Genomic DNA, 24,510 nt, shown 5'->3' on the forward strand with positions numbered 1-24,510 from the left:
GCCCGGAAGGCGGCCGAAGGCCCCCGGCCGAACCCTAGCGCGTCACCGAGCTGCTCAGGAACGCTTGCCGGAACCGCCGTCGGAGTCGGTCTCCTCGAGCGGGGTGGGAGAGTGGTCCAGCTCCGAGAGCTGGTCGTCCAGCTCGGAGATCTCGTCGTCGTCCAGCTCGCTGGTGGGGTCGCGGCGCTTCTTGCGACGGTCGTTGAAGTAGCAGAACACCTCGGCGATCTCGAAGAGGATCACGAGGGGGACGGCCAGGGCGAGCATGGAGATCGGCTCGGCCGGGGTGATGATCGCGGCGACCAGGAAGGCGCAGAAGATGATGACCCGGCGCCACTTGGCGATGGCCTCGTGGGTGACGATGCCGACGATGTTGAGCAGGACCACCAGCAGCGGCATGACGAAGCCCAGGCCGAACATGCTCATCATGATGAGCATGTAGCTGAGGTACTCGCCGATCGTGAGGTAGGGGTCGGCGTCGTCGGGCAGGAACCCGAAGAGCATCTGGAGCGCGAGCGCGGTGATCGAGTACGCGAGGGCCGCGCCGGAGACGAAGAGGATCCCGGCCAGCGGGGCGAAGATGTAGGCGTACTTCTTCTCGCTGCCGTGCAGGGCCGGGGCCACGAAGGCCCACAGCTGGTAGAGCCAGAGCGGGGCCGTGACCAGGGCACCGACGAAGATCCAGACCTTGAAGGCGACAAAGAAGGCGTCGAAGGGTCCGGTGACGATCAGGGAGCAGCCGCCGCCGTCGACCACCTGGGAGGCGGGAAGCGAGCAGTAGGGCCTGGTGAGGAAGTCCCAGATCTGGTCGTAGAAGACGAAGCCGACCACAGCTCCCAGGCACAGGATGAGCAGCGCCTTAGCCAGCCTGTTGCGCAGCTCGCGCATGTGGTCCATGAGCGGCATCCGGGCATCCGGGTTCGCCGACCGGCTTCGGGACCTCATCTTTCGGTCACTCTCTTCTCCTTGGGCCCGCCGCGGGGGCGGGCGCTCCCCGCTGGCGACAGCCGACCGGCGCGGCACCCGCCGGTACCACGCCGGTCCACCGAAACGGTCTAGTTGTTGTAGGTCTGGTTGGTCGGCTCACCGGACTCGTTGACGATGCGCTGACCGGGGGGCAGCTGCGGGTAACCCTGCTGCTGCGGCTGCTGCTGGTTCTGCTGCGGAGCCGGGTTCTGCTGGGCCTGCTGCTGCGGCTGCTGCTGGTTCTGCTGTGCCTGCTCGCCCTGCTGGCCCTCGGACTCCTTGTTCTCCTCGTCGACCAGGCCCTTGCTCTCGGCCTTGAGGATGCGAGCACTGCGCCCCAGGGAGCGGGCCAGGTCCGGAAGCTTCTTGGCTCCGAACAGCAGGATGGCCAGGATCACCAGGATGGCGATGGTAGGTCCGTTGAACGGTCCCATGGTTCTACCTCTCTGTGGGGCGCGACCAAGCGCCTCTGATGGTACGCGCGTTCGTCCGCGGGGCCGTCATGTCCCAGCACCGCCATGGCGCACGCGCTCACGCAGGTCAGCGCTGCTCGCGTGGTACCCGCCCGCCGCCCGTGTCACCCCTTCGGACAGCGCGGAGGCCGCGCGGCGCACCCTCAGTCCGAGGGCGCCGACGACGAGCACTCCTGCGCAGAACACGCCGCAGAGGACAGCGAAGGCGATCACGAGTTCACCATATCCCTTCCGTCATGACCTGTACCCCACCCCCCGGTGAACGGGTACGCGTCACTCCGGAGACGAAGTGGTCTCGACCAATTCGGTTCGGTTTCGAACAGCACGGTAGTGCTCCAGAGCCCGCTCCGCCTCGGCACGGACGTCCTTGGCGAGGGCTGCCGGTGACACCACGCGCCCCTCCCGTCCCAGGGACAACGCCAGTCGGGCCACCCACGCGGGCGCCGGGGTGCGCAGGGTGGCCCGGGCCTCCCCGTCGGGCATCTCGGTCACCGACTCGCACACGTAGTCCTCGGTCACCCAGCGCGCGGAGGGCTCCAGTGCCAGCGTCACCAGGGCGTCGCGCTCGGAGCGCTGGAGCACCCCGGCGGACAGGTCGCGGCGGACCACCCCCTCGGGCACCTGGGCCGCGAAGGGCAGCACGGTCAGTTCCAGGACCCGGTCCAGGCGGAACAGCCGTACGTCCCCGCGCAGGTGGCAGTAGCCCTCCAGGAAGGTCTGGCCGTCCTGGACCACCAGGCCCATGGGATCGACGTCACGCTCGGTCACCTGGTCCAGGTACCCCGACAGGTACCGCAGGTGCAGGCGCTGGCCGCCGCTGAGGGCGTCGGCGCAGCGCCGCTGGGTCATGGCCACCTGGTCGTCGACCTCGACCCGCACCTGCACGGCGTCGGCCAGGTCGCTCACGGCAGAACCCGCGGCCGTACGCAGTTTCTCCCCCACCCGCTTGAGCGCGCCGCCCTCGATCCCCTGCGCCTCGGGCAGTGCCTCCAGCAGGGACAGGCCCACGACCAGGCTGGCCGCCTCGTCGGCGGTCAGGCGCAGCGGCTGGGCCAGGGTGTCGGCGTTGGCGATGATGATCTCGCCGGTCTCGCGGGCGGCGTCGAGGTCGACGTCGATCAGGTCGCCGGGGGTGTACCCGGGCAGACCGCACATCCACAGCAGGCTCAGGTCGGAGACCACCTGCTTCTCGCTGAGTCCGAAGTGCCGGGCCACCTCCGGCACGCGCACGTCGCGACCGAGCGCGTAGGGCACCAGCATGAGGAGTCGGCGCAGCTGGTCGGCGGAGCGTGGACCGCGCGCCGGCGCGTCGGTGCCGTCCGTCCCCTCGGCGGTGTCGGCCTCCTCCGCCGCGATGGTGCCCTCGACCACCCCGGCCAGGTGGTCGGCCATCGCCGCGCGGACCGGCTCGGGTTCCACCACCATCGCGCGCGAGCCGTGAGAGGCCACCTTGCGCACCAGCCCCGTGGTGCTGGTGAAGGGCAGGGTGAGGGTGTCCCAGCCGTCGCCCGTGCTGTCCCGTTCTCCCGGAACCACGCGCAGCGCGAGACGGCGCAGGTCGTGGGCGGCCTCGGTACGCACCCGCAGCGTGGCGGTGCGCTCGGGAACCGCGCTCTGCTGGGAGACCACCGAGCGCAGGTCCACCCCCTCGGGAACGACGACGTCCGGGCCGGTGCGGACCACGGTGACCCCGCCCCGCATCCGACCGAGACGGAACACCCGGCGGGCGTCGCGGAGCCGGTCGTGGCCGACCACGTACCAGTGGCCGCGCAGGTTGACGATGCCCCACGGCTCGACCTCGCGCCGCTGGGCCCCGTTGTCGCCGGGCTTGCGGTAGTCGAAGGAGATGGGACGGCGGTCCCGGATGGCCTGCCACACGGGACCGAAGGCCGGTTCGTCGGTGCGCATCGCGGGGGTCAGCCCCGGAGCGGCCTCGGTGTCCACCGGAACCCCGGCCGAGCGGAGCTTGAACAGGGCGTTGGCGGCGGCCTCGCCCAGGGAGGCGTGGCGCCAGGCGCGGGCGGCCAGACCCAGCACGACCGCTTCGTCCGGCAGGAGCTCGATCTCGGGCAGCTCGTAGTCGGAGGGGGAGATCCGGTAACCCTCCTCGCCGCTGAAGGCGTCCCCGGTGCCGACCTGGATGGGGATACCGCTGTCGCGCAGCTCCCGTTTGTCCCGCTCGAACATGCGCTTGAACGCCGACTCGGTGTCGGCCTCGGCGTACCCCTGAACCGTCGCCCTGATCTCCTGGGCGGTCAGGTGGCGCCGCGTGGACAGGAGGCAGATGACCAGGTTCAGTTGCCGTTCGGTCTTCCTGCGCGACATCGTCCGCACTCCCCTTGCCCGCTGTGTTGCACGCTGTGGTGGACCGGGCGGGGCCGCGAGGGCGCGTCCTCCCACCTTCGGTTCAGGTCCGACGGTACCGTGCCCAGCATGATCCGGTGGCGCCGCGGTGAAGTCCTACAGGTCCTGCCCTCCTGGCCCGGGGTCCGCGTGTGCGCGGTCTCGGTACCGGTCAGAGGGAACGGAGCCGAAGAGACCGCGACCTGCACGGCCCTGGCCTACACCGACCTCGTGGGCGCCCCCGAGGTGGGGGATCTGGTCCTGCTCAACACCGGGGCGCTCGACCTGGGCCTGGGTACGGGCGGCTACGCCCTGGTGGTGGCGGTCCCCGACCGCCTGCCTGACGACCGCGAGGGCCCCGGACACCTGGTGAAGGCCCGCTACACGCCTCTCCAGGCCACCGTTCTGGGCGCGGACGAGCAGGGTTCTCCCCACCACGAGGCGCTGCGCGCGGCCGAGGGGATCGACGGGATGCCCGTTGTCGTGGCCGACCTCCACTCCGCTCTGCCCGCCGTCCTGGCCGGGGTGCGCGTCGAGCGCCCCGGGACGCGGGTGGTCAACGTGATGCTCGACGGCGGCGCACTGCCCGCCGCCTTCTCTCGGATCGTGGGCGCGCTGAGGGAGGACGGCCTGCTCAGCGGGTGTGTGACCACCGGTCAGGCCTTCGGCGGTGACCTGGAGGCGGTCACGGTGCACTCGGGACTGCTCGCGGCCCGGCACGTGCTGGACGCGGAGGTCGCGGTGGTCTGCCAGGGCCCGGGCAACCTGGGCACCGGCACCCCGTGGGGGTTCTCGGGTGTGTCCTGCGGCGAGGCGGTCAACGCCGCCGCCGTCCTCGGTGGTCGTCCCGTGGCCAGCCTGAGGGTCAGCGAGGCCGACCCCCGCGAGCGGCACCGGGGGGTGTCCCACCACAGCCTGACCGCCTACGGGCGGGTGGCCCTGGCCCCGGCCGACGTGGTGGTGCCCCGGCTGCCGGGCTTCTTCGGCGAGCGTGTCCGCGACCAGGCCTGGAACCTGGGCGAGCGCCACACACTCGTGGAGGTGTCCGTGAGCGGTTTGGAGGACGAGGTGCGCGCGCTTCCCGTGAAGGTGTCCACGATGGGGCGCGGGCTGGACGAGGACCGGGCGGCCTTCCTCAGCGCGGCCGCCGCCGGGCGCCACGCCGCGACGCTCATCGGTGGTTGAGGCCGCGCGGTTCGTCCTGACCGACCCGGTGGTCGGAGTCGTGGTCCCCGCGGTACTGGGCTCCCAGGAAGGGCAGTTCCGAGCCGGGGAGCGGGGTGCGGCGGGTCGCGGCCATCATGTGTTCGGAGGGTACGTCGAAGTACCGCCCGGGCCGGAACATGGCCAGGGAGGTCGGTTCGGCGCGCACGCCCTCGTCCACCCGGAGTGATTCGGGCACGAACACGCTTCCGTCCCCGCAGGTCACACCCCACTCACGGCCCGGACCGGCGGAGACGATCTGCCCCGGGTCCCCGCCCACGGCCTCCTCGGAGAGTCGGCCTCCGCACAGGGTGATGCGCGCTCCGCCGAACATCGCGAAGGCTCCGGGGTAGGGATCGGCCAGGGCGCGCACCATCCGGTCCACGTCCCGCCCGGCCGCCGAGAGGTCGAGGTGCCCGTCGCTGGGGCGGCGCCGGGGCCACACCGAGCCGTGGCCCGCCTGGGGGCGCCGGGGGGCGCGTCCCGTCAGGAGGGCGTCCAGGTTGCGCACGAGGAGTTCGGACTGGAGTTGCCCGGTCCGCTCGTAGAGGCCGGTGGCGGTGACGTCCTCGGCCACATCGAACCAGATTCGGTCGACTATGTCGCCTGAGAAGGCCTCGCGTGTCAGGTGGAAGAGGCTGACAGCGCTGGAGCGCATGTCACGCAGGATGGTCCACGGGATGGGCGCGCGGCCCTGGCCGACCGGGAGCGGGGAGGGGTGCAGGCCCACCCCGCCCAGCGGCAGCGAGGCCAGGACCTCGTCGTGCACCAACTGCGACCAGCCAGCGACCACCATGAGGTCGATCCGGTGGGCGCGGAGGGCGTCGCGCACCTCGTCGGTGTTGATGTCGGCCGCCCGCAGGTGCGGCAGGCCGTGGCGACGGGTGAGCTCCTCGAAGTCCGTGTATCCGCAGCGGTGCGCCAGCTCCGCCGGGTAGGACACCACCAGGCTCGGTGGACGCCCCTGCGCGCAGAGCTCCTCCAGGGCCGGAACCCCCAGGCGCAGACCCGACACGTAGCAGTACCGCCGCTGGTCTGGCATGGTTCCCCCTCGCCCCATACGCACCGTGGGCAACCGACTCTACGCATGCCCGCCGCCGCTCCCCCGCAGCCCGGCCCCGCTCTGCGTGTCTCCTCCGCCGCCCGGACCGGCCTGCCGAGGCTGGGGACCGGACGGCCCCGGACACGAACGCACCGCCGCTCCCGCGGCTCGGGGCGCGGGGGCGGCGGTGCGTCTCGTCTGTGGGGAGGTGACTACTCCTCGGACTCCTCCGGGTCTTCGGCGACCTCGTCGCCCCCGGCGTCCTCCGCGGTCTCCTCGGTCTGCTCCTGCTCGGGCGGCGGCGGGTTGTCGTAGGCGCCCAGCACGTCGACCACGAACACCAGGGTCCCCGCAGGGGCGCCCATGGCCTCCTCCTCGGACTCCCCGTAGGCCAGGTCACCGGGGACGACCAGCATCACGCGGCTGCCGACCTTCTGGCCGACGATGCCCTCGTCCCAGCCCTCGATGACCGCACCTGCGCCGATGGTGGTGTCGAAGGGGACGCCGCCCTGGTTCCACGAGGAGTCGAAGACCTCGTTCTCGCCGTTGTCGTCGGCCTCCCAGCGCACGCCCGTGTACTGGACGATGACCTGCTGGCCCTCCTCGACCTCGGCGCCCTCACCCTCGATGAGGGGGGTGACCTCGAGTTCGTCGGGAGCCTCGGCGTCAGGGACCTCGATCCGGGGCTGGCTGTGCCCTTCCTGCGTCACCGTGGGCAGGTCGCCGCCGCCGTCGTTGGTCTGCTCGCCCGGGACGACCGCACCCTTGCTGTACCGGTCGACCATGTCGATCACCAGGACGCTCGCGCCCTCGGGGGCGGGCTGCCCCATGGACTCGGCCTGGGCCTTCTCCTCCTCGGTCAGCGCCGGGAAGACGTAGACCGCGCGGCTGCCGATGGGCTGGCTGACCAGGGTCTCGGTGATGTACTCCGGCATCTGGTCCATGCGGATCAGGTCCGGGGCGCCGTTCTCGTAGCTGGACTGGCCCTCAACCGGCTCGCCCTCTCCCGGAGCGGTCCACTGGTACTGGACGACGTTGGCGATGACCAGGTCGTCCGCCCCGACCAGGGCGTCCTCACCCGCACCCTTGCTCACGACACCGGAGATCTCCTCGTCCGGAGGCTCGATGTCGGGGAAGGCGATCTCGGGCTCCTCGCCGACGTCACCGGTGACCTGGGGCAACCGGGAGTCGAGCGTGTCGTCGTTCATGCGGAGGAAGGCGGGGGTACGCCAGTCCTCCGGGAGCGATGAGCAGCTGGAGACCGCCAAGGCGATGGCGGTCAGTGGCACCGCGAGGGCGGCAGCACGTCGGTGCATGGGTCACAACCTCTGATTTCCGGCTCAGGACAGGGTCACACTACCGAACAGTCGGAGTGTGGCCAGCCCCTGGGAGCAACCCGTTCCGGATTTCGGCCCACGGGAAACCGGCACTGGCGGCCACCGAAAGCGAACGTGCAGGTGGGAGGGAAGCCGAAGGCCCCGGGGGTGGCCGTCTCCGGCCGACCTCCGGGGCCTTGGGTACCGGCCGGACTCACATCCCGGCGATCAGCTTCTCCACCCGTTCGTCCACCGACTTGAAGGGGTCCTTGCACAGCACGGTGCGCTGCGCCTGGTCGTTGAGCTTGAGGTGCACCCAGTCCACGGTGAAGTCGCGCCGCTGCTCCTGTGCCCGGCGGATGAACTCCCCGCGCAGCCGGGCACGCGTGGTCTGCGGGGGCACCGACTTGGACTCGAAGATCTTCAGGTCCCCCACCACACGGTCCATCTGACCGCGCTTCTGCATCAGGTAGAACAGGCCGCGCTCGCGGTGGATGTCGTGGTAGGTGAGGTCGAGCTGGGCCACTCGCGGAGAGGAGAGGGTGAGGTCGTGCTTCTCCCGGTAGCGCTCCAGCAGCATGTACTTGGCCACCCAGTCGATCTCGCGCTGGACCGTCTCCAGGTTCTGGGTCTCCACCGCCTCCAGGGTGCGCTGCCACAGGTCCAGGACGCGCTTGCCGACGGCGTCGGTGCCGTGCCGGTCGACGTAGCCCTGCACCTTCTCCAGGTACTCGCGCTGGATCTCCAGGGCGCTGGCCTCGCGGCCGTTGGCCAGGCGTACCTTGCGGCGGCCGGTCATGTCGTGGCTGATCTCGCGGATCGCCCGGATCGGGTTCTCCAGGGTGTAGTCGCGCATGACCACCCCGGCCTCGATCATCCGCAGAACGAGGTCGGTGGAGCCGAGCTTGAGCAGGGTGGTGGTCTCGCTCATGTTGGAGTCGCCCACGATCACGTGCAGGCGGCGGAACCGCTCGGCGTCCGCGTGGGGTTCGTCGCGGGTGTTGATGATGGGGCGTGAGCGGGTGGTCGCGGAGGAGACGCCCTCCCAGATGTGCTCGGCGCGCTGGCTGACGCAGAACAGTGCCCCTCTGGGCGTCTGGAGCACCTTGCCCGCACCGCAGATGATCTGCCGGGTGACCAGGAAGGGGATGAGCACGTCGGCCAGGCGGCCGAACTCCCCGTGACGGCCGACGAGGTAGTTCTCGTGGCAGCCGTAGGAGTTGCCCGCCGAGTCGGTGTTGTTCTTGAACAGGTAGATGTCCCCGGCGATGCCCTCCTCGTGGAGGCGCTGCTCGGCGTCGACCTGCAGCCCCTCCAGGATGCGCTCACCGGCCTTGTCGTGGGCCACCAGGTCCACGAGGCTGTCGCACTCGGGGGTGGCGTACTCGGGGTGGCTGCCCACGTCCAGGTACAGGCGGGCGCCGTTGCGCAGGAACACGTTGCTGCTGCGCCCCCAGGAGACCACCCTCCGGAAGAGGTACCGGGCGACCTCGTCCGGTGACAGGCGGCGCTGCCCCCGGAAGGTGCACGTGACCCCGTACTCGTTCTCCAGCCCGAAGATCCGTCGTTCCACGCGGCCTCACCAACTTCCGTCACCGTGGCGTGGACGACGGGGCCGCGTCGCCCACACCAGCCCGGCCGGTGCGGCGCCCGGGTGGCGCCGCACCGTTGTGCTGTCAGATCACTCGTCGGCCTCGTCCCCGGTGGTGCCCCGTTTGCCCTGCTCGATGAGGGCGGTCAGGCGGTCACCGTGGATGCGGCGGAACTTGCGGTGCTCCCTGGAGCGTTCCAGGACGGCGACCTCCAGGTTGGCCGCCTCCAGTTCGCGCTCCTCGCCGTTCTCGTGCGCGAGGGCGTGGGTGGCCGCGTTCAGCGCCGCACTGAGCGGAGCGTTCGCGGCGAACCGGTCCTTGAGCTGGCTGGACACGTGCTCGGAGGAGCCGCCCACCGCGACGAAGCCCTGTTCGTCCACGATGGAGCCGTCGAAGGTGATGCGGTAGATCTCGTCCTCGGCCGCCGTGTCACCGACCTCGGCGACCACGATCTCGACCTCCCAGGGCTTGAGGCTCTCACTGAAGACGGTGCCCAGGGTCTGGGCGTAGATGTTGGCGAGCTGACGGCCGCTGACGTCACGGCGGTCGAACTGGTACCCGCGTACGTCGGCGAAGCGCACGCCCATCAGGCGCAGGTTCTCGAACTCGGGGTAACGCCCGACCGCGGCGAAGCCGATGCGGTCGTAGAGCTCGCTGATCTTGTGCAGTGTGCGGGACATGTTGTCCGCCACCAGCAGGATTCCGCCCTCGTACTGAAGGACGACGGCGCTGCGGCCGCGCGCGATGCCCTTGCGCGCGTAGTCCGCCTTGTCCTTCATCTGCTGCTCGGGGGCGACGTAGAACGGCATCGACACCGCGGATCGTTCCTTACCTTGTCGGGAGAGGTCTGGGGTGGAGGCCCGGGTGGCCTCAGCTCAGGCGGGCCTTCGGACCGTCGGGGTCGGCGGCTCGTCCTTCGACGACCTCCGTCGCCAGGCGGGCGACCTCGTCCGCGCCGATCCTCCGGTGCCCGTCCTCGGTGATGACGTCGACGAGGGGGAAGATCCTGCGGTGCAGGTCGGGGCCGCCGGTGGCGGAGTCGTCGTCCGCGGCGTCGTAGAGCGCCTCGAGCGCGACCCTGATCGCCGTGGTCTGGTCCAGGTCGTCCCGGTAGAGCTTCTTGATGGAGCCCTTGGCGTAGACCGACCCGGATCCGACCGAGTAGTAGCGCTGTTCCTCGTAGCGGCCGCCCACGGCGTCGTAGCTGAACACCCGCCCCTGTTCGGTGTTCTCGTCGAACCCGACCAGGAGGGGGACCACGACGAAGCCCTGCATGGCCATGCCGAGGTTGCCGCGCACCATCTGCGCCAGCTTGTTCGCCTTGCCCTCGAGCGAGAGGGAGCGCCCCTCAAGCTTCTCGTAGTGTTCGAGCTCCACCTGGTAGAGCTTGGCGAGCTCGATGCCGATCCCCGCCGAACCGGCGATGGCCACCGCGGAGAACTCGTCCGTCCGGAACAGCTTGTCCATGTCCCGGTTGGCGATGACGTTGCCCTGGGTGGCGCGCCGGTCGCCGGCGAGCAGGACACCGCCGGGGAAGGTGAGCGCGACGATGGTCGTCGCGTCCGGGGTGAGGTGCTCGGCCGTGCCGGGGGCGCCGGCCGATCCGGTGTGGTGGGCGGGCAGCAGCTCGGGCTTGACCTCCCGGAGAAACTCGGTGAAGGACGAGGTCCCCGCACTCATGAAAGCGGCCGACATCCGTCCGCCCTCGAAGCCTTCGAACACGCGACTCCCTCCGCTCGCGCCCCACCCCGTCACGGGGGCGGGTGGGGCGCCTGTCGTCCGTCTGTCTGTCGTTCCCGTGGTGGCCGGGGGTGGTACCGGCCGATGGGATCGACCCTAGTCCCGTGCGCCCCGGGGCCGGTGACGGCCGGGTGCGCTGTCAGCGAACCGGTTGGTCACTGACCGCCCTTCTGTACGAACTGGCGCACGAAGTCCTCGGCGTTGCTCTCCAGCACGTCGTCGATCTCGTCCAGGATGTCGTCGACGTCCTCGTCCAGCTGTTCGTCGCGCTCCTGCGCCTCGGGCGCTGCCTCGGTCTCCTCGACCTCCTCGTCACGCCGCGAGGAGTGCTTCTGGCCGCCGTTGTCATTCGCCATCTGTCGTTACCTCCCGTTCGGGGCCCTCGCCCTTATCTTGGCCCAACGGTCCCCTCCTCAACCGTCTTCCACAGGCCCGATACTCGCTAGTTACCTCGAATCGTCCGGCCGGGGCGCGCGCGGCGCGGGCACGAGGATCGACTCCGCTCCGGGCGTGTCCTCGTCGGGAGGCACCAGCGCGGCCCGGACCGCGCCCGTGACACTACGTCGCACCCTCGCTCCCACCTCAATGACGACATGCGCACACATGTTCACTTGTCGAACATGATCTTCACCCTCCGCGATGCCCTGACCATGCTGTGTACGTCTACGTAGCGCCGCCATCACGGATGGCACCCGGTTCCAGTGTCCGCATCCGGCCACTCAACTCCCCTTGTTCTACTGGCGGGTTTGTGATCCACGTACAGCCAGTCATCAAAACAGGAGGTCAGACACCACGCGACGCAGAGTGATGCCCCTATTGAGTCCAATGATCGGATGATCCTCTTGTCAGCTGAGTGAATTATCCATTTCATGGGCTTTCGCTGCCCAAGATGTTCACTTATGGTTTGGATTCGTTTACCGAGCGTCTCGGTAGACGAATGAGTTCTCCGGCTCGCCGGAAGGACTCACCCCGGGGACCGGTCTCGCCCTCAGGTGTGGCCGAGCCCCGACCCCCGTCAATTCCCCAAGGAGAGTAGGGATCAATGCGACCCTCCCCCGTCATCTCCGCGATCGGCACGGGAGCACTGGCCTTCGGGCTCGCGCTCTCGGTCGCGCCCGGCGCCTCCGCCGTCACCGCACCCACCGAGCCCGCGCCCCAGGGCGAGGCGGCCACCATGCAGGAAGCGCTTGAGAGGGACTTCGGCCTCACCCCGTTCGAGGCCGAAGACCTGCTCGAAGCCCAGAATGACGCTCTCGGGATCGACACGGCGGCGGCCAAGGCCGCCGGTGACGCCTACGCGGGCTCCGTGTTCGACACCGACACCCTGGAACTGACCGTCCTGCTCACGGACGCCGGAGCCGTGTCGGACGTCGAGGCCACCGGCGCCGGGACCGAACTGGTCTCGTACGGCACCGAGGGCCTGGCGGAGATCATGGACGAGCTCGACGCAGCCGGCGCCCAGCCGGGTGTCGTCGGCTGGTACCCGGACCTCGCCGGCGACACCGTCGTCATCGAGGCCACCGACACCTCCGAGGCCCAGAGCTTCGTCGAGGCCGCGGGCGTGGACTCCTCCGCCGTCCAGGTGGAGCAGACCGACGAGGCGCCGCAGCTGTACGCCGACATCGTCGGCGGTGACGCCTACTACATGGGCGGCGGGCGCTGCTCGGTCGGATTCGCGGTCACCGACAGTTCCGGCAACGACGGATTCGTGACGGCCGGCCACTGCGGCACGGTCGGCACCTCCGCCGACAGCGAGGACGGCAGCGGCTCCGGTGTGTTCGAGGAGTCCATCTTCCCGGGCAACGACGCGGCCTTCGTCAGTTCGACGTCCAACTGGACCGTCACCAACCTGGTCAACATGTACAGCTCGGGTGGCACCCAGTCCGTCGGCGGCTCCAGCCAGGCTCCGGTCGGCGCGGCCGTCTGCCGTTCCGGCTCCACCACGGGCTGGCACTGCGGGTCCATCGAGGCCCGCGGGCAGTCGGTGAGCTACCCGGAGGGCACCGTCACCGACATGACCCGTACCGACGTGTGCGCCGAGCCCGGCGACTCCGGCGGTTCGTTCATCGCCGACGACCAGGCCCAGGGCATGACCTCGGGCGGCTCCGGCAACTGCTCCTCCGGTGGTACCACGTACTACCAGGAGGTCGGCCCGGCGCTGAGCACCTGGAACCTCAGCCTCGTCACCAGCTAGGCCCGTTCGGGAACCGAGTGGTTCCCGCGCGACCGCGCCCTCGTCCGCCGTTCGGCGGGCGGGGGCGTTTGCCGTTCACGGACCTCTACACCCTCTTGCGCGTGGTCACGCCCGGTCGCCCGCCTGAGGCGCACGAGACCGCCGCCTGTCGAACAAGGGGGCGCTGTGCGCACGATCGGGAGGCCGCGAGCGAAGCCGTGACCACTGCTGTTACGCCTGTGTGTCCGAGTGGACACGGTTGGCACCCGGTACCGCTGTCCGCATGTGGCCAGAATGCCCCCCTTGCGACGCGCGGCCGGATTCGGTCGGTAGCGCATCGACTCCGACAACCGCGAGGTGGCCACTCGCGTCGCCACGTTCTGCGACGACCTCGTGACCGATCATCGGTTGACCCCACCGCGTTCTGAATGCTTCACCGTTCTGACGGTCTTTCCCTCACCAAAACGTGCACCTATGGTTAGGCGTTGTTTACCGAATGTCTCGGTGAACGACAGGGGCCGAAGTGTTTCGACCCCGATCCCCCGTTAATCCCCCCTGGAGAGTAGGGACCTCATGCGACCCTCCCCCGTTGTCTCCGCCATCGGAACGGGAGCCCTGGCCTTCGGCCTGGTGCTGTCCGCCGCCCCGGGAGCCTTCGCGGCCACCGGACCACTCCCCCAGTCACCCACCCCGGAGGCCGACGCCGTCTCCATGCAGGAGGCGCTCCAGCGCGACCTCGGCCTGACCCCGCTTGAGGCCGATGAACTGCTGGCCGCCCAGGACACCGCCTTCGAGGTCGACGAGGCCGCGGCCGAGGCCGCCGGGGACGCCTACGGCGGCTCCGTCTTCGACACCGAGACCCTGGAACTGACCGTCCTGGTCACCGACTCCGCCGCGGCCGAGGCGGTGGAGGCCACCGGCGCCGGGACCGAACTGGTCTCCTACGGCATCACGGGCCTCGACGAGATCGTCGAGGAGCTCAACGCCGCCGACGCCGTTCCCGGCGTGGTCGGCTGGTACCCGGACGTCGCGGGTGACACCGTCGTGCTGGAGGTCCTGGAGGGTTCCGGCGCCGACGTGGGCGGCCTGCTCGCCGACGCCGGCGTGGACGCCTCGGCGGTCGAGGTGACCACCACCGAGCAGCCCGAGCTGTACGCCGACATCATCGGCGGTCTGGCCTACACCATGGGCGGCCGCTGTTCGGTCGGCTTCGCGGCCACCAACGCCGCCGGTCAGCCCGGGTTCGTCACCGCCGGTCACTGTGGCCGCGTGGGCACCCAGGTGACCATCGGCAACGGCCGGGGCGTCTTCGAGCAGTCCATCTTCCCGGGCAACGACGCCGCCTTCGTCCGCGGAACGTCCAACTTCACGCTGACCAACCTGGTCAGCCGCTACAACACCGGCGGCTACGCCACCGTCGCCGGTCACAACCAGGCGCCCATCGGCTCCTCCGTCTGCCGCTCCGGCTCCACCACCGGTTGGCACTGCGGCACCATCCAGGCCCGCGGCCAGTCGGTGAGCTACCCCGAGGGCACCGTCACCAACATGACGCGGACCACCGTGTGCGCCGAGCCCGGCGACTCCGGCGGCTCCTACATCTCCGGCAACCAGGCCCAGGGCGTCACCTCCGGCGGCTCCGGCAACTGCCGCACCGGCGGGACCACCTTCTACCAGGAGGTCACCCCCATGGTGAACTCCTGGGGCGTCCGTCTGCGCACCTGATCCCCGTTACCGGCGGACCACCGGTCCGCTGACCTGAGAAACCAGGCGTCCCCGTCCGCGTGCAGCGGGCGGGGACGCTCGCGTCCGCTCCGGGGAACCGGTCACCGGCCACGGCCCCACCCGTGACCGGCTCCGATCCCCCTCCCCTCAGGCCGCCCGGTGGACGACCTCGCCGTCCAGGACCGTCAGCCAGGCGTTCACCTCGCGCAGCCGGTCCTGCGGCAGGGACTCCACGTCCGCGTCGAGGACGACCAGGTCGGCGAGGTAGCCCGGGCGCAGCGCGCCCAGACGGTCCTCGACCCCCAGCGCGTGCGCGGCGTCCAGGGTGTGGGCGCGCAGCGCCTCGTACAGGGTGACGCCCTGCTCCCGACCGATGTCGGCCCCCTCCCGGGTGGTGCGGCACACCGCGTTGGCCACGGTGTCCATCGGACGCAGGCTGGAGACGAAGGAGTCGCTGGACAGCACCGGGCGCAGTCCCAGGTCGATCTCCTCGCGCATGGGCTGGAGCCGGTGCGCGCGGTCCCCCAAGCGGCGCAGGAAGTCGCCGCCGCTGTCGTACAGGAAGTTGGGCTGGTTGACCGGGATGACCCCGTGGTCGGTGAAGCGCTTGGCCTGCTCCACCGTCGGGTAGCCGCAGTGCTCGATCCGGGGGCGCGGGTCCGGGCCCGACACCCGCGCAGCCGAGGCGATGGCGTCCAGGGTGTGCTCCATCGCGGCGTCGCCCTGCGTGTGGATCGCGACCTGCCACCCCTCCTTGGCGGCCCTGGTCACCAGGTCCACCAGCTGGTCGGGGTGATGGTAGAGGCTCCCGGGGAACTGGCCGTGCTCACCGTAGGGAACGCTGAATTTCGCGGTCCCGCCCAGGAGGGTGCCGTCCGAGTAGAACTTCATCCCGGTCAGGCGGAGCCAGTCGTCACCGAACGGGCTCGCGAGGCCGGCGTGGGTGAGGGAGTCGAGCTGGTGCGAGAGCGGCATGCCGAAGGTGCGCAGCGGCAGGGTTCCGGCGGCGCGCGCCGCCCGGTACACCCGCAGCTCGCGGGCGGAGACCTGCGGGTCGCACACCGTGGTCACACCCGCCGACAGGTACGGCTCGGCCGCGTCGGACAGCCAGCCGAGCAGGTGCTCGGTGGGCAGCGCCGTGTGGAAGTTGGGTCCGTGGCAGCCGATGTCCACGGCCAGCGGCAGCAGGAGTTCCATCGCCGCGTCCGTGACCATCCCGGTCAGCCGTCCGCCCTCGTCGCGGACGAAGGAGCCGCCGGCCGGGTCGGGCACGTCCTCGCCGATCCCGCTCCAGGCCAGCGCGGCGGAGTTCACCACGGCCTGGTGGCCGGAGACGTGGTAGACGATGACCGGGTGCTCCGTGGTGGCCTCGTCCAGGTGGCGACGGGTGGGCCGACCGCCCGGATACTTGGCGTCGTCCATGGAGAACGCGCGGATCCACTGGCCCGCCGGAGTGCGCTCGGCCTCGGCCGCGATCGCGGCGACCAGGTCGGCGGCGCTGCCCACCCGGGGGTAGCGCGCGTCCACCGCCGCCAGGGACTCGGCGGTGGAGAGCAGGTGGTTGTGCGGGTCGATGAAGCCGGGCAGGACGGTCCGTCCGCCCGCGTCCACTTCCACGGCTCCGGGTCCGGCCGCGGCCCGGGCAGCCTCGACGCCGCCGACCAGACGGACCCGGCCCTCACGTACGGCCACGGCGGGCGCGGTCGGGTTGGTGTCGTCCATCGTCAGGACGCGGGCGTTGTGGATGAGCAGACCGGTCACGGGTGGATCCTCCTCAGGAGTGGGTGGTACCGCCGTCCCGCGGGACGGCGGTACCGGGGCGGTTGGGGAGCGGGGGGACGGGTCAGTCCGAGGTGAGCAGGTCCGAGTCCTGGTAGCGGGGCGCGTGGGCCAGGCAGACCACGCTCAGCACCACCATGCCGATCAGGAGCCCGACCACGGAGAGGATGCTCCCGGTGGCGGCGAACAGGGCGGTGCAGGCCAGCGGGGCCAGACCACCGAAGATCGCGCCCGCCGTCTGGTAGGCGATCGAGATGCTGGTGTAGCGGGCCTGGGGCGGGTACATCTGGGCGAGCACGCGGGCGATGGGACCGTAGACGGTGGCCATGGCGACGCGCATCACGCAGAGCATGAGGACGATGAGCAGTGTGCTGCCGGTCTCCAGGATCAGGAACTGCGGCAGGGCCAGCACGCCCACGCCCACCAGGCCGATGGTGACGACCCGGACGGTGCCGTAGCGGTCCCCCAGCCAGGAGACCCCGAGGGTGACCACCAGCTCCACGAAGGCCGCGATGCTCAGACCCGTGAGGATGACCTGTTCGCTGATCCCGACCTCGGTGACCCCGTAGGCTTGGAGGAACGTGGTGACGATGTAGTAGCCGCCCACGGCCACCGGCAGGACACCCACGCCAAGCAGGAGGGTGCGCCAGGAGGTGCGCAGGGCGTAGCCGAGCGGGAGGCCCCGGGGCTGGTCGTCCTGCACGGCGTCGAAGACCGGGGACTCCTCCACCTTGAAGCGGATGACCATGCCGACGACCACGAGCAGGACCGAGGCGAGGAAGGGCAGGCGCCATCCCCAGTCGTAGAGGATCTCGGTGTCCCAGGCGGCGATGAGGCCGAAGGAGCCGGTTGCCAGCAGCGCCCCCGCCGGGTTGCCGAGCTGGGCGAAGGCACCGTAGAAGGTCTTACGGTTCTCCGGGGCGTGCTCCACGGCCATGAGCACCGCGCCGCCCCATTCACCACCCACGGCGATGCCCTGCACGAACCGCAGCACCACCAGCAGCAGCGGGGCGAGGAACCCGACCTGTTCGTAGGTGGGCAGCAGGCCCACGCTGAACGTGGCCACGCCCATCATCAGCAGGGTGATGACCAGCGCCGACTTGCGGCCGAGCCGGTCACCGTAGTGGCCGAACAGGAGGCCGCCCAGCGGGCGGGCGAAGAAGCCCACCGAGAAGGTGGCGAAGGACGCCATCAACCCGACCATGGGGTCGATGTCGGCCGGGAAGAACAGGGTCGCGAAGACCAGGCTGGCCGCGGTCGCGTAGATGTAGAAGTCGAACCACTCGATGGTGGTGCCGACGAAGGCCGCCACAGCCGCACGTGCGGGGTGCGGTGACGTGGGGGCGGTCCGCTCTGACATGGGAACTCCGATGGCGCTTGGCGTGGTCGTCGGCGACCACGACCGATGTGATCCGGTGTGTTGTTGTGACCGTAGACACCCCCCGGCCACCGACGTCGGGTTGGTTCGCACAGGTTGTAACGTGACAAAAGTGCAGGTCGCACAGCAGGAGGGAAGGCGGGAGGCTGCCCGTGGCCATCACCGTTCGCGACATCACCGCGTCACCGCACCTGGAGGTCAGCGCCTCGGCCGGGCTCGCCGGGCTGGACCGCGTGGTGCGGTGGGCGCACGTGACGGAGCTGCCAGACCCGGTGCGCTGGCTCCGCGGCGGTGAACTCGTGCTGACGGCCGGGCTCGGTCTGGGCGGTGACGCCGCGGGGCACCGCGCCTACGTGCGGCGCCTCCACGGAGCCGGGTGCGCGGGCCTGGCGTTCGCCATCGACATCTGGCTGAGCGAGATCCCCTCCGAGGTCCTGGACGAGGGCGACCGGCTGGGCTTCCCGGTCCTGCGGGTCGAGGGCGAGACGTCGTTCGTCGCCGTGGTGGAGACCGTCGCCGACCACTACGCCGCCGAACGCACCCGTGAACAGGGCCGTGTCCTGGCGGCCCAGGACGCCATGGCGCGGGCGGCCCTGCGCTCGGGCCCGGCCGGGGTGATGCGCGAACTGGCGTCGGCCACCTCAGGTGAGTGCCTGCTGCTCGACCGCAACGCGATGACGAGTCGGGCGGTCCCCGAGCGCGAACCGGGCTGGCACTCGCTGGTGCGCTCCGAGGTGGTGGGGGCGGCGCCCACCCCGGGCATGCGGGTCCTGGCCGACGACGGGTCGTCGATCCTCCTCCAGACACTCGGCACCAGCGGGCGCACCCTCGGCTGGGTGGCGCTGCGCTGCGACGATCCCTCGCCCAACGTCCGGGTGCTGGCCAACCACGCCGCGTCGCTGCTGGCCGTGGACCTGCTGCACTCACGCGACGCTCGGCGGGCGATGTTCGGCGAACGCGCTCCGCTGCTGCGCGCGGCAGCGCTGGGGCAGACGGTGGGGGTACCGCTGACGCTGCCCTCCCCACCGTGGGAGGTCGTCTGCCTGCGTACCTCCGAGCCGCGTTCGCTGGACGACGCGGCCGACGCCCTGGTCGACGTGCTGGGTGACACTGAGGCGGCCAGGTCGAGCGGGCTGTGCCACCTCGGTGAGGTGCTGGTGGCGGTGCTTCCCGACACCGGCCGTCCGCACGCGGGTGAACGGTTGCTCTCCCTGGTCGAGGGCGTGTCCGCGGCGGGGGCGTGCCGTGCGCGGGGGCCGGGCGAACTCGCCTCTGCGGTGGCCCGGGCTCGCGGGGCCGTCCCGGCCGAGGGGTACCGGCACATGGACGAGGCCGACGCCTGGGCGCTGTTGCGGTCGTCCGTTCCCGAGAGCGGGTCGAGGGCGTTCACCGAGGCGGTGCTGGGACCCGTCGTGGAGCATGACGCGCGCAACGGGACGGAACTGGCGCACGCCCTGCGCCACTACCTGGACAGCAGTGCCCATGTGGAGGAGACGGCCCGGGAGCTCGGAGTGCACCGCAACACGCTGCGGGCCAGGCTACGCACAGCCGAGCGAGTGCTCGGCCGCGACCTGCGCGACCCCCGTACGCGGCTGGAGCTGTGGACGGCGCTGAGCCTGCGACCGATGCGCTGCGCGGACGGTACCTGGCACGACTGACGGACCGGGCGCCCGCACGACGGGGGCGGTGCCTCCGACGCCGTCACGCCGGGGCGCGGTGCCCGGCGCCGGAGGGGCAGCCGGGGCACCGCGCCGCGATCACTTCCTGCGGTTGCCCGCGAGGACGGCCACCAGCTCGGCGGCGGTGGCGGAGGCGTCCAGGAGCCCGCCCACGTGCTCCTTGGTTCCCCTGCGCGGCTCGAGGGTGGGCACGCGCTGGAGGGAGTCGTAGCCCGGCAGGTCGAAGATGACCGAGTCCCAGGAGGCGGCGGCCACCTCGTCGGCGTACTTCGCCAGGCACCGGCCCCGGAAGTAGGCGCGGGTGTCCTCCGGCGGTTCGGTGACGGCCCGGGCCACCTCGGTCTCCTCCACGAGGCGCCGCATCCGTCCCCGCGCGGCCAGGCGGTTGTAGATGCCCTTGTCCCCGCGCACGTCGGAGTACTGGAGGTCGACGAGCTGAAGCCTGGGGTGGGACCACTCCAGCCCGTCACGGGACCGGTACCCCTCCAGCACCTTGAGCTTGGCGACCCAGTCCAGCTCGGTGGCCAGGTCCATCGGGTCGGAGGCCAACCGCGACAGGACCGACTCCCAGCGGTCGAGGACGTCTGCGGTGTCGGGGTCCACGTCGGTGCCGAAGCGGTCCTCCACGTACTTGCGCGCCTGGTCCAGGTACTCACCCTGGAGCTCCAGCGCGGTCATCCGGCGCCCGTCCCGCAGCCGGACCCGGTGGGTCAGCCCCGGGTCGTGGGAGACCTCCCGCAGGTCCGCCACCGGAGTCTCCAGGGACAGGTCCGCGCTGAGGAAGCCGTCCTCGATCATCGACAGCACCAGCGCGGTGGTCCCCAGCTTGAGGTAGGTGGAGACCTCGCTCATGTTGGCGTCACCGATGATGACGTGCAGGCGCCGGTACTGGTCCGGGTCGGCGTGCGGTTCGTCCCGCGTATTGATGATGGGACGCTTCAGGGTGGTCTCCAGGCCCACCTCGACCTCGAAGAAGTCCGCCCGCTGGGAGATCTGGAAACCGCTGCCCTGGCCGTCGGAGCCGATCCCGACCTTGCCCGCGCCGCAGATCACCTGCCGCGAGACGAAGAACGGGATCAGGTGCCGGACGATGTCGCCGAAGGGCGTCGACCGGTTCATCAGGTAGTTCTCGTGGCACCCGTACGAGGCGCCCTTGTTGTCGGTGTTGTTCTTGTACAGCTGGATCGGCTCGATCCCCGGGGTGGCCCCGGCTCGGGCGGCCGCGTCGGCCATCACCCGCTCGCCCGCCTTGTCCCACAGCACCGCGTCGAGGGGGTTGGTGACCTCCGGCGCCGAGTACTCGGGGTGCGCGTGGTCCACGTAAAGGCGCGCGCCGTTGGTGAGGATGACGTTGGCCAGCCCCAGGTCCTCGTCGGTCAGCTGGGTGGGGTCGGCGACCTCGCGCGCCAGGTCGAACCCGCGGGCGTCGCGCAGCGGGTTCTCCTCCTCGAAGTCCCAGCGTGCCCTCCTGGCCCGTGCCGCCGAGGCGGCCAGGTAGGCGTTGACCACCTGTGTGGAGGTGACCATCGCGTTGGCTCCGGGGTTTCCCGGCACGGAGATCCCGTATTCGGTCTCGATACCCATAATCCGCCGCACACTCATGATGAGAGGTTATCCGCCACGGACCTGTCTTGAACGCTTCCGCGCCAATTGTGGCCTAAGCGCCGTCTTCCCGGGCGTTTCCACCGGGCTTCGACGGGCGTGTCATCGCAGTTCAGGCGGTTTCTCCCGGCTTCTCGAAAAATCAAACCGGATCCGGATCGGAGGTTCCCGGGCCACTCCCCCATTGTGTCCGGCAATCCCCCACCAACGGCGGAGCGGGACCCGCCGAATCGTGCGCGGGCCCCGCTCCGAACGATTTGCTACAGGTACTGGCCGGTGTTGGCGACGGTGTCGATGGACCGACCGGAGTCGGCCCCCTTCTTCCCGGTCACGAGAGTCCGGATGTAGACGATCCTCTCGCCCTTCTTGCCCGAGATCCGCGCCCAGTCGTCCGGGTTGGTGGTGTTGGGCAGGTCCTCGTTCTCGCTGAACTCGTCGACGCAGGCCTGGAGCAGGTGGGAGACGCGCAGCCCCTTGGACTGCTGGTCGATGTAGTCCTTGATAGCCATCTTCTTGGCGCGCGAGACGATGTTCTCGATCATCGCGCCGGAGTTGAAGTCCTTGAAGTACAGGACCTCCTTGTCACCGTTGGCGTAGGTGACCTCCAGGAAGCGGTTCTCCTCGCCCTCGGTGTACATCCGCTCCACGACCCGCTGGATCATGGCGTCCACCGTGGCCCGGGTCGAACCACCGTGTTCGACCAGGTCGTCCTCGTGCAGAGGGAGGTCCTCGGTCACGTACTTGCCGAAGATGTCCCGGGCTCCCTCGGCGTCGGGGCGCTCGACCTTGATCTTGACGTCCAGGCGGCCGGGCCGCAGGATCGCCGGGTCGATCATGTCCTCCCGGTTGGAGGCGCCGATGACGATGACGTTCTCCAGCCCCTCCACGCCGTCGATCTCGCTGAGCATCTGCGGGACGATGGTGTTCTCCACATCGGAGGACACACCCGAGCCGCGGACGCGGAAGATCGAGTCCATCTCGTCGAAGAAGACGATGACGGGGGTGCCCTCGGAGGCCTTCTCCCGTGCGCGCTGGAAGACCAGGCGGATGTGCCGCTCGGTCTCACCCACGTACTTGTTGAGCAGCTCCGGGCCCTTGATGTTCAGGAAGAAGCTCTTGCCGACGTCCTTGCCGGTGCGCTCGGCGACCCGCTTGGCCAGCGAGTTGGCGACCGCCTTGGCGATGAGCGTCTTTCCGCAGCCGGGCGGACCGTAGAGCAGGACACCCTTGGGCGGGGTGAGCTGGTGCTCGCGGAAGAGGTCCTTGTGGAGGAAGGGCAGCTCGACCGCGTCGCGGATCATCTCGATCTGACCGGTGAGGCCGCCGATGTCGGTGTAGGAGATGTCGGGGACCTCCTCGAGGATGAGTTCCTCGACCTCCGACTTGGGAATGCGCTCGTACACGTAGCCGGAACGGGGCTCCAGCAGCAGGGAGTCGCCCGGCCGGATCGGCTCGTCGCGCAGCGGTTCCGCCAGGCGGACGATCTTCTCGTCGTCGTGGTGCGAGATGACCAGCGCGCGCTCGCCGTCCTCAAGGAGCTCCTTGAGCATGACGACCTCGCCGACCGTCTCGAACGACTCCACCTCGACGACGTTGAACGCCTCGTTGAGCATGACCTCCTGGCCGGGACGCAGGTGGTCCAGGTCCACGGAGGGACTGACGTTCACCCGCATCTTGCGGCCGTTGGTGAAGATCTCGACGGTGTCGTCCTCGCGCGAGCCGAGGTAGACGCCGAAGCCCGACGGCGGCTGAGAGAGCCGGTCGACCTCCTCCTTGAGCGCGACGATCTGTTCGCGCGCCTCCTTCAACGTGGAGACGAGCCGTTCGTTCTGCCCGTTGGCGCCCGCGAGACTGGCCTGGGCCTCTCGCAGCCGCTCCTCCAGCAGACGAACATGTCGGGGTGAGTCGGCGAGCTTGCGCCGGACCACGCCGAGTTCCTTCTCCATGTAGGCCACCTGGGCCGTGAGCTCAGCGACTTCACGGTCCCGATCGCCCTGACGCTCGTCCTCACGTTCGGCCACGTCCGCCACCTCCCTGTAGGAACTACTCGGGAACCTACCTACCCATGCCCGTTTCCTAACCTGTAACCCCGCACGAGTGTCGCGGACCTCATGTGGGGATCTTGCGTCCGTCCAGGTCACAGTGGTAGCGAAGGGCCCGACGTAATGAGAAAGTAACCTCCGAGGCGGGGTCGGGGCAAGCACCTTCCAGGGGTCGCGACAACCTCGGGCGACAGGGCGCCGCCCTTTCCGGACGCGCTCGAACACGCGGAAGGGGCCCGCCCGGATCGTCTCCGGACGGGCCCCTCCACACTCGGGTGCGGCGCGGTCCCTACTCGCCGCCCTCGGTCGCCTCGCCGGGCTCGTTCACCTTGCCGCCCTCGGTCACCTTGCCGGGCTCGGCGTCCGCCGTCGGGGCGGTCGCGGGCGCGGCCGCCCTCGCACCGGCGTCGGCGGCCGCCTTGGCGGCCTCGTAGTCCTTGCCGTAGGCGCCCTTGGCGGGACGGCGGCGGCGCTCGGGGGCCTCCACACCGTCGGCCAGACGGCGCGCGACCACGAGGAAGCCGGTGTGCCCGATCATCCGGTGGTCCGGACGCACGGCCAGACCCTCCACGTGCCAGGTGCGCAGCATGGTCTCCCAGGAGCGCGGCTCGTAGAAGCGGTCGTCCGCCCGCAGCTCCTCCACCACGCGGGACAGCTGGGTGGTCGTGGCCACGTAGCAGCACACCAGCCCGCCGGGGATCAGCGCCCCGGCGACAGCGTCCAGGCACTCCCAGGGCGCGAGCATGTCCAGGAAGACCCGGTCCACGTCGGTCTCGTCGAGCTCCTCGACCAGGTCGCCCACGGTGAGCTTCCACGCCGGGTGCGGTCCCCCGTAGAAGTTCTCGACGTTCTTGCGAGCGATCTTCGCGAAGTCCTCGCGACGCTCGTAGGAGTGGACCATGCCCTGTTCCCCGACCGCGCGCAGCAGCCAGTTGGACATCGCGCCGGAACCGGCGCCCGCCTCCACCACCCGGGCGCCCGGGAAGATGTCGGCCTCGACCATGACCTGGGCGGCGTCCTTGGGATAGACGATGGTCGCGCCGCGCTTCATGGAGAGCGTGTAGTCGATGAGCAGGGGGCGCAGCGCCACGTAGGCCGTGCCGGTGTTGGAACGCACCACGCTGCCGTCGGGCTCACCGATGAGGTCGTCGTGTTCGACCTTGCCCTTGTGCGAGTGGAAGGTCCCACCCTCGCGCAGTGTGATGGTGTGCATGCGACCCTTCGGGTCGGTCAACTGCACGGTGTCGCCGTCGGTGAAGGGGCCGCGGCGGCCATGGATACCGGTCAACGTCGCTCTCGTCTTCCCACGTCGCGTTTGGTCTGGGCAGTCGCCCAGCGTATCGGCCCCCGAGCACCGCGACGAACGGCCGGGGCCCACGGACCGGGTCGGGCGGGCGTGCGAAAAGCCCGCCCGTTGGGCAGTATCAGGCGTGTGGTCACACACCACGCCCATCCGGAAC

The 24,510-nt window shown here is 70.2% G+C and carries 19 protein-coding genes; 4 read left to right on the plus strand and 15 right to left on the minus strand.

The annotated features are described in order from the left end of the window. Window positions 1-54: 54 nt before the first annotated feature. The 4 genes from tatC to KBX21_RS06830 all read right to left on the minus strand — a co-directional run bounded on the left by tatC (window position 55) and on the right by KBX21_RS06830 (window position 3,764). Complete coding sequence (tatC, locus tag KBX21_RS06815; RefSeq protein WP_210841435.1) at window positions 55-906, minus strand: twin-arginine translocase subunit TatC; 852 nt, start codon at window positions 904-906, stop codon at window positions 55-57. 149 nt (window positions 907-1,055) lie between these two features. Then, window positions 1,056-1,400 carry a Sec-independent protein translocase subunit TatA gene (gene tatA / locus KBX21_RS06820; RefSeq protein ID WP_049566451.1) on the minus strand — a complete coding sequence of 115 codons (345 nt, stop codon included), beginning with the start codon at window positions 1,398-1,400 and terminating at the stop codon, window positions 1,056-1,058. Window positions 1,401-1,466: 66 nt separating this feature from the next. Further along, window positions 1,467-1,652, minus strand: a complete 186-nt coding sequence (locus KBX21_RS06825) for a hypothetical protein (protein ID WP_082206250.1) — start codon at window positions 1,650-1,652, stop codon at window positions 1,467-1,469. Between the two features lie 60 nt (window positions 1,653-1,712). Further along, entirely contained in the window at window positions 1,713-3,764 is a 2,052-nt protein-coding gene (locus tag KBX21_RS06830; protein ID WP_210841349.1) for a YafY family protein, read from the minus strand. A 108-nt stretch (window positions 3,765-3,872) separates the two neighbouring features. Here KBX21_RS06830 and KBX21_RS06835 point away from each other — a divergent pair, with 108 nt between their 5' ends. Continuing rightward, window positions 3,873-4,967, plus strand: coding sequence for a DUF3866 family protein (locus tag KBX21_RS06835; protein WP_210841350.1), 1,095 nt, complete (start codon window positions 3,873-3,875; stop codon window positions 4,965-4,967). On the opposite strand, the gene KBX21_RS06840 is transcribed toward KBX21_RS06835, so the two are convergent. The 6 genes from KBX21_RS06840 to KBX21_RS06865 form a co-directional block, all read right to left on the minus strand. Next, window positions 4,954-6,027 (minus strand): methionyl-tRNA formyltransferase, encoded by a 1,074-nt coding sequence (locus KBX21_RS06840; RefSeq protein ID WP_049566443.1) that lies wholly within the window; start codon window positions 6,025-6,027, stop codon window positions 4,954-4,956. The genes KBX21_RS06835 and KBX21_RS06840 overlap by 14 nt on opposite strands. A gap of 212 nt (window positions 6,028-6,239) precedes the next feature. Continuing rightward, a complete protein-coding gene (locus tag KBX21_RS06845) occupies window positions 6,240-7,343 on the minus strand; it encodes an FKBP-type peptidyl-prolyl cis-trans isomerase (RefSeq protein WP_210841351.1) in 1,104 nt (367 codons plus the stop codon). Between the two features lie 214 nt (window positions 7,344-7,557). Beyond that, window positions 7,558-8,916, minus strand: coding sequence for a Pup--protein ligase (gene pafA / locus KBX21_RS06850; protein ID WP_049566437.1), 1,359 nt, complete (start codon window positions 8,914-8,916; stop codon window positions 7,558-7,560). A gap of 108 nt (window positions 8,917-9,024) precedes the next feature. Continuing rightward, complete coding sequence (prcA, locus tag KBX21_RS06855) at window positions 9,025-9,750, minus strand: proteasome subunit alpha (RefSeq protein ID WP_049566434.1); 726 nt, start codon at window positions 9,748-9,750, stop codon at window positions 9,025-9,027. Between the two features lie 55 nt (window positions 9,751-9,805). Further along, complete coding sequence (gene prcB / locus KBX21_RS06860; protein WP_049566432.1) at window positions 9,806-10,657, minus strand: proteasome subunit beta; 852 nt, start codon at window positions 10,655-10,657, stop codon at window positions 9,806-9,808. 173 nt (window positions 10,658-10,830) lie between these two features. Then, on the minus strand, window positions 10,831-11,031 hold the full coding sequence (locus KBX21_RS06865) for a ubiquitin-like protein Pup (protein ID WP_017544817.1): 201 nt from the start codon (window positions 11,029-11,031) through the stop codon (window positions 10,831-10,833). Between the two features lie 686 nt (window positions 11,032-11,717). On the opposite strand from KBX21_RS06865, the gene KBX21_RS06870 reads away from it, so the two are divergent. Together KBX21_RS06870 and KBX21_RS06875 are read left to right on the plus strand one after the other, a co-directional pair. Further along, window positions 11,718-12,869, plus strand: a complete 1,152-nt coding sequence (locus tag KBX21_RS06870) for a S1 family peptidase (RefSeq protein ID WP_049566429.1) — start codon at window positions 11,718-11,720, stop codon at window positions 12,867-12,869. Window positions 12,870-13,421: 552 nt separating this feature from the next. Then, window positions 13,422-14,570 carry a S1 family peptidase gene (locus tag KBX21_RS06875; RefSeq protein ID WP_210841352.1) on the plus strand — a complete coding sequence of 383 codons (1,149 nt, stop codon included), beginning with the start codon at window positions 13,422-13,424 and terminating at the stop codon, window positions 14,568-14,570. A gap of 147 nt (window positions 14,571-14,717) precedes the next feature. Here the strand turns inward: KBX21_RS06875 and KBX21_RS06880 are convergent, their stop codons facing one another. Next, window positions 14,718-16,331, minus strand: coding sequence for an amidohydrolase (locus KBX21_RS06880; protein WP_049566414.1), 1,614 nt, complete (start codon window positions 16,329-16,331; stop codon window positions 14,718-14,720). An 82-nt stretch (window positions 16,332-16,413) separates the two neighbouring features. Further along, window positions 16,414-17,709, minus strand: a complete 1,296-nt coding sequence (locus KBX21_RS06885) for an MFS transporter (RefSeq protein ID WP_210841353.1) — start codon at window positions 17,707-17,709, stop codon at window positions 16,414-16,416. Window positions 17,710-17,879: 170 nt separating this feature from the next. On the opposite strand from KBX21_RS06885, the gene KBX21_RS06890 reads away from it, so the two are divergent. Continuing rightward, entirely contained in the window at window positions 17,880-19,385 is a 1,506-nt protein-coding gene (locus KBX21_RS06890) for a PucR family transcriptional regulator (protein ID WP_210841354.1), read from the plus strand. A 99-nt stretch (window positions 19,386-19,484) separates the two neighbouring features. On the opposite strand, the gene dop is transcribed toward KBX21_RS06890, so the two are convergent. The 3 genes from dop to KBX21_RS06905 all read right to left on the minus strand — a co-directional run bounded on the left by dop (window position 19,485) and on the right by KBX21_RS06905 (window position 24,338). Then, window positions 19,485-21,008, minus strand: a complete 1,524-nt coding sequence (gene dop / locus KBX21_RS06895; RefSeq protein WP_049566404.1) for a depupylase/deamidase Dop — start codon at window positions 21,006-21,008, stop codon at window positions 19,485-19,487. 260 nt (window positions 21,009-21,268) lie between these two features. Next, window positions 21,269-23,038 carry a proteasome ATPase gene (arc, locus tag KBX21_RS06900; protein WP_082206249.1) on the minus strand — a complete coding sequence of 590 codons (1,770 nt, stop codon included), beginning with the start codon at window positions 23,036-23,038 and terminating at the stop codon, window positions 21,269-21,271. Window positions 23,039-23,339: 301 nt separating this feature from the next. Beyond that, window positions 23,340-24,338 carry a tRNA (adenine-N1)-methyltransferase gene (locus KBX21_RS06905; protein ID WP_082206248.1) on the minus strand — a complete coding sequence of 333 codons (999 nt, stop codon included), beginning with the start codon at window positions 24,336-24,338 and terminating at the stop codon, window positions 23,340-23,342. Window positions 24,339-24,510 lie beyond the last annotated feature (172 nt).

This window comes from Nocardiopsis sp. B62 (assembly GCF_018070675.1).
Classification (GTDB): domain Bacteria; phylum Actinomycetota; class Actinomycetes; order Streptosporangiales; family Streptosporangiaceae; genus Nocardiopsis; species Nocardiopsis prasina.